The following is an 8,521-nucleotide window of genomic DNA, read 5'->3' as shown; positions in this document are numbered from 1 at the left end:
CAGAGTTTTCGGTCTTCGCGATGATGGGTAATCCCGATAGCCTGCCAATGGCCTTGTAGCTCTTTGGCCTGCACCATGGCGTCGGTCAGGGGTTCGGTGCTGATCAGCTCTTCGGCGCTGGTAACAATGGCCTGCTTCAGAGCTTCATTGCGCTGGCGCTCATCGTTCAGTTTGGCATCCAGCCGTTTCAGTAATTCGTCGAATTGTTTTTGTAACGGACGATTGTCGCGGAATTCTACCGGCCATGCGGCCTTCCATTCCTGGCGTGCGGTTTGATGAATACGCTCGGCCACTTTCCAGTCAATACTAGACCAGTCGGCCTGAGCCACAAATTCTTGCAGTTGCTGGCAGATCAGTTGGCGTGTGGCCAGGTTGGCGTGCTTTAGATCGGATTTTGCGGCGAAGTAAGCTTTGCAAGGTTCGTAGGCGGCATCGGATGCCTGCCTGAAGCGGGCCCAAAGCAACCGGTCAGAAGAGCCGCCCAAGTTTTTCCAACCTTCTTGCAATTCTTTGATGTGAGCGGCCTTGGCTTCTGGATCAATAGGCTGCTCTGCCAGACGTTCCATTTGCTCGCACAGTCCGATCTGCTTGGGTGTGGTGGCAAAGCCCTGCCAGTCGCTGAGTTCGTTACACTGGCCTTGTAGCAATTGCGTGCGCGCAACAAATGGCTTCTGGTGCCGGGAATCGAGTTTCTTGGTAATTTGCTGGGCGTTTTTTAGTAGCTGCTTGGCGGGCTTCAGCTGTTTGTTCTCCAGGGCGCTATCAAGCTCCGTGAGGAGCCTGTCCAGATCTGCTGAAAGGCTGTTCTGGCGTGCTAGGTCTGGTTGTTCGACCGGTTCTGCTTTCTTGCGCTGTTTAGCCAGTGTCTGTAGCACAATGACGGGCTCGGGCCGTGGAAACGTCGTTGGCCAGTCCAGTATGGCGAGCAGGGTTTTGGCCTGCTCTGCTGTCTCCCCGCGAAGCTCTGCATCATCTTTGGTTCCGTCGCCTGGAGCTGAGTTGGCCGCCAGCTTGGCGATTTGTTCTTGCACCTGCATGAGTCGCTCGTGTGCTTCTAAATAGGCACGCAGAGCGGCGCTGGCGGTGTTGTAGCGGCTTTGTTCGGGCGCGCTTACGTCGGTATTTTCACTGGCTTCAAGCCAGCGGTTGTGCTGGGTTTTCAGCAGTGCGTCCAGAGCTGTCAGCGTGGGCGGCTCGCGGGTGTCGTCGGTTTTTAATTGGGCCAGCGTTTCGTCCAGTAGCGTCAAGGTTTGCTTGCGCTGGTCGAGTTTTTCATGAAGTTGCTGTTCTTGTAGCTGCTGTTGCTGCACCTGGCGAATGCGTTCACGGCACTGGTGGGTGGCGCTCAGAAATTCTGTGATCTGCTCGTTACTCGCGTCAGTCTCTACGCTTTTCCACTGTTTGATCAGCGTGTCCAGACGTGGCCCGTACAGGGTGTTGTCTTCACTGCGGGCTTGGTCCTGCGCTTGTTGAATCAGCTGCTGTCGCTTTTCTTCCAGTTCATTCTGTGCGGCTTGGACGTCGCGTAACTGTTGAAGTGTTTGGCGAACTATCTGGAAAACCCCTTTGTCCCGGCCTTTCGCTTGGCGGATAACGTCATGTAGCAAGGCTTCGTCGCGCAGGTCGCTGGCGGCACGACTGCGAACTTCAGCGGTTAGCCCGCCAATGGCCAGCTCCGCCAGTTTTGTTTGCGCTGGCATACCTTGTACGGCTTCCAGCTGCTTCGCAATCCGGGCGCCGCGATCTTCTTTTGCGGATTTGGCAGCTTCCGCCTGCTGAGGCTGTTTGTTGACCGCTGGTGCGGGTGTTTTCAGCTTTGTTATGCGGGATTTGAACAATCTGCGAAGAAGTGCGGCCATGGGTGTTTTCCTTAAAGTATCTTTCTGGTTGATACCAGTCTGCGGTGTCGGGCAAAGTGTGCCGCTACCGTTCTTCAGCACCCGTTGAGGTTGGTGCTGGACGCTTGGATGTCTAGGTACGAAGCTACCGGGCGTATAGAACACGAGCGCTAGTCTAGCGTTTTGTGAAGCGATGCGGAAATAGATGTCATGGCAAAATCTGAAAATGATCAGGGTGACGATTATAAAGCCCGTTCTGTGGCGCTGCGCTTACTGGCCCGGCGTGAACACAGTCGGCTTGAACTTACTCGTAAGTTGTTGCAGCGCCAGTTGTCAAAAGCGGTCATTGAAACGGTGCTGGATGACTACCAAAAACAGGATTGGCTGAGCGATGAACGCTTTGCCGAAGCCTATGCGCGGCAACGTATTGAGGCGGGTTACGGTCTGCTGCGCATAACGGGTGAATTGAGCCAACGTGGCGTGTCTGAAAATGCTGACACTCTGCAGACAATGAGCTTGCAGGATTGGTGTGACCAGGCCGTACGACTGCGCCGTAAGCGCTTCGGGTTATTAGATTTGCGCGGGCAGTTGGAAGAACGCTTGCGCCAGATGCGTTTCCTTCAGCGCCGCGGATTTACCCAGGAACAGATTAATGCTGCGTTGGATGCGGTAGAACCGGCATGAATGCTAAAGGCACTGGGCTCCGAAAGATCACAGCGTAGGTGGTACGTCTGTCAATTGCTCTGGCAAGGCGGCCTGAATTTCTGGTGCGGCCATGAGCGCCTCGCCGTCGTTGCCAGGCCGTGTCAGAGGGTCATCGGCTAGCAGGGTATCCGGTGTTGCGGCGGGTTCGGTCATGCGCACCAGCACATCGTAGTAGCGGCGGATGTTCTGTACATAGATCACTGGCTCGTGGCCACGGGCATAACCAAACTTCGTTTGGCTGTACCATTCTTTTTGCGTCAGCAGTGGCAGAAATTCTTTTACATCCAACCAGCGGTCCGGATTCCTTCCGGCCTGCTCGGTCAGTATGCGTGCGTCTTCCAAATGGCCAAACCCAACGTTATAAGAAGCCAGAGCAAACCAGGTGCGGTCGGGCTCCTCAATTCGGTCGGGGATCTGGTCGTGCACAATATTTAAATACTTGGCACCGCCGCGAATGCTCTGCTCAGCGCTGAGGCGATTTTTGACGCCCACGTACTTTGCCGTTGAGCGGGTAAGCATCATCAGTCCGCGTACGCCGGTGGGCGAGGTTGCCCGAGGCCGCCAGTGGGATTCTTGATAACCAATGGCCGCCAGAAGCCTCCAGTCCATGGCAAATTGGTCGGCGTAAGAGCGAAACAGGCTTTCATATTTTGGCAGGCGTTTTTCGGTGTGGCGCACAAAATGTAACGCCCAACGTTTTCCCCAGTCCATATGAGACCAAAAACACTCTCGGTGATCTGCTCCATGGTGCCGTCTTCGGCAAGCATCCCAAAGAATTGCCCTGCAGCTCAATCAATGACCGATCTGCATTGCAGGAAACAGCCAGGCCAGCTCGCGGGGCGGACCCAGCGGTATTGCTTCTTTTACATCGGGAAAAAACACGTGGTTCAGCGCCAGCTCGTTGGATGACACCACCGCGTAAGGCAACTCACCGGTCTCGACCCGTGCCAGCAAACCGGCGGCATCCAGGCCCGGGTGAACCTGCCAGGACAGCTGAGGGACATCGATTCGCGCCTCTTCCAGTTGTGGTTCGTGATTGCTGTCGGCCACTATATGCAATGGTTTGTCTGCTAAATCGGCAAGAGCTTCGGGCTTGGAAGAGTCGCGGTGATACACCACCACTGACTCTACTTCTATACCGGTCGCCAGTGCCCGCATCTGACCCTGGAACTGTTTTTGCCCTGACAGCCCCGCTAACCCTATGTGGGCGAAGTCTTGGGCCAGCACAGATAGAATTTCGGTGTTGTCTTCGGCAACGCGAATCCGAAGCTCTACGCCCAGGTGTTCTGCGAATAGCTGCACCAGTTCGTAGTCATAGCCGGTGGGTCCGTCACGACCTTTGTAATAGATTGAGGGTGCAACCCGGGTAATGACATGCAGTACACCTTCGGCTTTGATCTGTTGCAGGGTTGTTGGCCGTGAGCAGGCACTCAAAACCAAAGTAAACGCCAGCAGTGCTACCATGGCAGAGCCCCTGCCGACCCGCTCGGGCAACGATAATACCCGCCGGTAAGCTAGCTGCAACTGGGTGTTTGCCGGCAAAAGCGTTATCTCCGTAAGGTTTTAAGCGAGTGTACGGCCAGTTTCTGATTGTCTGTCTTGGTGCCTACAGGTTCTTGCAATCATCTATGTTGTGCGTGGTCCGGTCAATTAAAGAGCGATCAGCGGCATCCTTGATGGCGTTGTTTGGTAAGGTGCTGGATCGCTGTATCCCGGAGGCGCTTTCGAGTATGATGCGCCTTCAAAATGTCTCCCCAAACCCCCGCTACGCGCGATACAGGTTGCTACCATGCTTGAACTTCGCGGCGCACCAGCGCTTTCACCTTTTCGTTTCAATAAATTGCACGCCTGCCTGAAAGGCAGCGTCCCCGAAATTGACCATGTGTACGCCGAGTTCATGCATTTTGCCGATTTGGATGGCGACTTGTCTGACGCGGAACAGGCGATTCTGGATCGTCTGTTGAGTTACGGCCCGAGTGTGTCCGTAGAGCAGCCCGAAGGCGTGTTGTTTCTTGTGGTTCCCCGCCCCGGCACGCTTTCGCCCTGGTCATCCAAGGCAACCGACATTGTGCGTAACTGTGGCTTGCGTCACGTCCTGCGTATTGAGCGGGGTATTGCTTACTATGTGCGTTCGGCGAAGAAGTTAAGCCTGGAACAGCGGGGGAAAATTGCGGCGCTTTTGCACGACCGCATGACAGAAAAAGTATTTCACGAGATGGGCGGCGCCGAGTTGCTGTTCAGCCACGACGAACCTCGCGAGTTGGGTTGCGTGGGTATTCTTGCCGGCGGTCGTAAAGCACTGGTGGACGCCAATCGTCGCTTGGGTATGGCGCTGGCGGACGACGAGATTGATTATCTGGGGGCTGCGTTCTCTGATCTGAAGCGTGACCCCACAGACGTTGAACTGATGATGTTCGCCCAAGCCAACTCCGAGCACTGTCGCCATAAGATCTTCAATGCGTCTTGGGACATCGACGGCAAAAATCAGCAGAAATCCCTGTTCGAGATGATTCGTAACACCTACGAAATGAACAGCGAAGGCGTGTTGTCTGCTTACAAAGACAACGCCTCTGTTATTGCCGGGAGTCGTGGGGGCCGCTTCTTCCCGGATTCGAACACCGGTATTTACGGCTACAATCAGGAAGACATACACATCCTGATGAAGGTGGAAACCCACAACCACCCAACGGCGATTGCGCCATTTTCCGGAGCTGCCACGGGCGCCGGTGGAGAAATTCGTGATGAAGGCGCAACCGGTCGTGGCTCCAAGCCAAAAGCCGGCTTAAGCGGGTTTACCGTTTCTAACCTAAATTTGCCGGGCGACATTCAGCCTTGGGAAATCGGTTATGGCAAGCCAGACCGTATTGCCTCCGCGCTGGATATAATGATTGAAGGCCCGATCGGCGGCGCGGCTTTTAATAACGAATTTGGCAGGCCAAACCTCACGGGCTATTTCCGTACCTTTGAAGCCAAGGTTGCAGGCCCTGCAGGCGAAGAAGTGCGCGGCTACCACAAGCCGATCATGATTGCCGGCGGCCTGGGTAACATTCGAGTCGAGCACGTAGAGAAGGGCCACATTCCGGTAGGCGCCAAGCTTATTGTTCTGGGTGGTCCGTCTATGCTGATTGGCCTGGGCGGCGGAGCGGCATCCTCTATGGATTCTGGTTCCAGCAATGAAAATCTGGATTTTGCCTCGGTACAGCGTGGCAATCCGGAAATGGAGCGCCGTTGTCAGGAGGTGATTGATCGCTGCTGGCAGATGGGTGACACCAACCCGATTTGCTTTATTCACGACGTTGGCGCTGGTGGCTTGTCAAACGCCATGCCGGAGCTGGTGAAAGACGGTGGTCGCGGCGGTAAGTTTGAGTTGCGTGAAATCCCCAGCGACGAGCCGGGTATGTCGCCGCTGGAAATCTGGTGTAACGAGTCCCAGGAACGTTACGTTATGGCCGTGGCGCCAGAAAACCTGGAGTTGTTTGATGCGCTCTGTCGTCGTGAACGTTGCCCTTATGCGGTGATTGGCGAAGCCGCTGAAGAGCACCACCTGGAGTTGGCGGATTCGTACTTCAATGATAAGCCGGTCGATCTGCCGATGGATATGTTGTTTGGCAAGGCTCCGCGTATGCATCGCAGCATCACACGCTCGTCATTTACTAAACGCTTATTCGATTCCACCCGGGTGGACCTGCACGAAGCGATTCGTCGCGTGTTGCGTTTGCCGTCAGTGGGTTCCAAGAGTTTCCTGATCACCATTGGCGACCGCACCATTACCGGGCTTGTAGCACGGGATCAGATGGTGGGCCCGTGGCAGGTTCCAGTCGCAGACGTAGCGGTAACCGCCAGTTCCTTTGACGTGCGCAGCGGCGAAGCTATGGCCATGGGCGAGCGCATGCCGGTTGCCGCGGTCAACGCGCCGGCGTCTGGCCGTATGGCGGTGGGTGAAACTCTGACCAATTTAGCTGCGGCGCCTATCGCCAAGTTGTCAGATGTGCGCTTGTCAGCAAATTGGATGGCCGCGGCTGGCCACCCGGGGGAAGATGAGAATCTTTATGAAACCGTGCGTGCGGTGGGAATGGAACTTTGCCCAGAGTTGGGTATTACCATTCCCGTCGGCAAAGATTCGATGTCCATGAAAACCGTGTGGGAAGAAAGCAGTGGTGAGCAGAAAAGCGTTACGGCGCCACTTTCGCTGGTGGTCAGCGGCTTTGCGCCGGTTACCGATGTGGGGCTGACGCTAACGCCGGAGCTTCAGCTGGACGCTGGCGATACCGATCTTATCCTGGTAGACCTCGCTGCGGGCCAGAACCGTCTTGGCGGCTCTGCGTTGGCCCAAGTATATGGCCAGGTTGGCGCAGTAGCGCCGGACCTGGACGATCCGGAAGACATGAAAGCGTTTTTCGCGGTGATTCAGGGCCTGAACGCTGACCGAAAATTGCTCGCCTATCACGATCGCTCGGATGGCGGCCTTTTTGTCACTCTGGTTGAAATGTGCTTTGCCAGTCGTGCCGGTATCGACATCAAGCTGGACGGAGTGGCGGAAAATGCCTCGCAGTTTGTCCGCGAACTGTTCAACGAAGAATTGGGTGCGGTGATTCAGGTGCGCCGCGACGATACCGAATTCGTGCTGCAGCAGTTCTCCGCAGCTGGATTAGGCAACCATACAATCGTTATTGGTGAGCCGACTTCGGAGGCTCGTGTACAGATGAGCTTTAACGGCGAATTTGTAGTAGATGAGCCAGTGCTCGATTTGCAGCGCCTTTGGAGCGAAACCAGCTTCCGTGTTCAATCGTTGCGCGACAACGAAGACTGCGCGCGGGAGGAGTTTGATAACCTTCTGGATGCCAAAGACCCGGGTTTGCAGGTAGTAACCACGTTTGATATCAATGAAGACATCAGTGCGCCTTTTATCAACATTGGCGCGCGACCCAAAGTAGCCGTGTTGCGAGAGCAGGGCGTAAACGGCCACGTTGAAATGGCGGCGGCGTTTGATCGTGCCGGTTTCACCGCTGTTGACGTACACATGAGCGATTTGTTGTCTGGTCGAATGTCACTGGAAGGCTTCAACAGCCTGGTGGCTTGTGGCGGCTTTTCGTTTGGTGACGTTTTGGGCGCCGGCGGAGGCTGGGCCAAATCCATACTGTTCAACGATCGTGTGCGTGACCAGTTTGCGGCTTTCTTCAACCGTCAGGACACCCTGGCTCTGGGCGTGTGTAACGGCTGTCAGATGCTGTCCAGTCTGCATGAACTGATCCCTGGCAGTGAAGGCTGGCCGCGCTTTGTTCGCAATCAGTCAGAGCAGTTCGAGGCGCGCCTGGCTATGGTGGAGGTGTTGCCTTCACCGTCGGCTTTCTTCGAAGGAATGGCGGGTTCGCGTATGCCCATTGCCGTAGCACACGGCGAGGGCCAGATCGAGTTGAGCAGCAACATCTCGTTGGCGTCGCTGGCAGAAAGCGAACAAATCGCTTTGCGCTACGTGGACAATTACGGCGCCGCTACTACACGCTATCCGTTTAATCCTAACGGTTCTGAGGCTGGCGTGAACGGTTTCACAACTCGTGACGGCCGGGTAACGATCATGATGCCGCACCCGGAGCGCGTATTCCGCGCAGTACAGCATTCCTGGCAACCAAAAGGTTGGGACGAAGACGCCCCGTGGCTACGGATGTTCCGTAATGCGCGGCGCTGGTTTGGCTAAGTCGTTGGTGTAAAAGCCGGGCTTTTGTCAGCTCTGTTAAAGGAGCTGGCGGATGCCCGGTTTTTTTTGCCTGTAATTTGTGTTGTTTGGGGATATCAAGAGAAAAAACTGCATAATTTCCAAAAAAAACTCTTGACTGGTAAATTTTATGCACATTTTCGGGCATTCACTGTATGTTCTGTAAACAACCCCATGATTTATCATGATAATTTCAGTAAGAAAATTTAAGTAATTGATAAATAACGATTATTTTTAGGCGGCGATTTTGTCACCAATCTGTCTT

General features: G+C 55.0%; 5 protein-coding genes. 2 read left to right on the top strand and 3 right to left on the bottom strand.

Features of this window, described 5'->3' with window-relative positions; translation table 11 throughout:
- On the bottom strand, positions 1-1,859 hold a 1,859-nt coding region (locus tag MELB17_RS22725; protein WP_007352694.1), incomplete at its 3' end, for a DUF349 domain-containing protein.
- A 189-nt stretch (positions 1,860-2,048) separates the two neighbouring features.
- Here MELB17_RS22725 and MELB17_RS22720 point away from each other — a divergent pair.
- Positions 2,049-2,522, top strand: a complete 474-nt coding sequence (locus MELB17_RS22720) for a regulatory protein RecX (RefSeq protein WP_007352693.1) — start codon at positions 2,049-2,051, stop codon at positions 2,520-2,522.
- 27 nt (positions 2,523-2,549) lie between these two features.
- On the opposite strand, the gene MELB17_RS25980 is transcribed toward MELB17_RS22720, so the two are convergent.
- Together MELB17_RS25980 and MELB17_RS25975 are read right to left on the bottom strand one after the other, a co-directional pair.
- Positions 2,550-3,254 (bottom strand): transglycosylase SLT domain-containing protein, encoded by a 705-nt coding sequence (locus MELB17_RS25980; protein ID WP_007352692.1) that lies wholly within the window; start codon positions 3,252-3,254, stop codon positions 2,550-2,552.
- A gap of 81 nt (positions 3,255-3,335) precedes the next feature.
- Positions 3,336-4,085, bottom strand: a complete 750-nt coding sequence (locus MELB17_RS25975) for a transporter substrate-binding domain-containing protein (protein WP_007352691.1) — start codon at positions 4,083-4,085, stop codon at positions 3,336-3,338.
- A 247-nt stretch (positions 4,086-4,332) separates the two neighbouring features.
- Here MELB17_RS25975 and purL point away from each other — a divergent pair, with 247 nt between their 5' ends.
- Positions 4,333-8,238 (top strand): phosphoribosylformylglycinamidine synthase, encoded by a 3,906-nt coding sequence (gene purL, locus MELB17_RS22710; RefSeq protein WP_007352690.1) that lies wholly within the window; start codon positions 4,333-4,335, stop codon positions 8,236-8,238.
- The last annotated feature ends 283 nt before the right edge of the window (positions 8,239-8,521 follow it).

This window comes from Marinobacter sp. ELB17 (assembly GCF_000169375.1).
Lineage (GTDB): Bacteria > Pseudomonadota > Gammaproteobacteria > Pseudomonadales > Oleiphilaceae > Marinobacter.
Note: the sequence above shows the minus strand (reverse complement) of the source record. Positions and strands in the feature narration are given on the sequence as shown.

Excerpts from the sequence above, each read along its gene's own strand:
- MELB17_RS22720 (WP_007352693.1), top strand. The coding sequence starts at position 2,049 with ATGGCAAAATCTGAAAATGATCAGGGTGACGATTATAAAGCCCGTTCT.
- MELB17_RS25980 (WP_007352692.1), bottom strand. The coding sequence starts at position 3,254 with ATGGACTGGGGAAAACGTTGGGCGTTACATTTTGTGCGCCACACCGAA.
- purL (WP_007352690.1), top strand. The coding sequence starts at position 4,333 with ATGCTTGAACTTCGCGGCGCACCAGCGCTTTCACCTTTTCGTTTCAAT.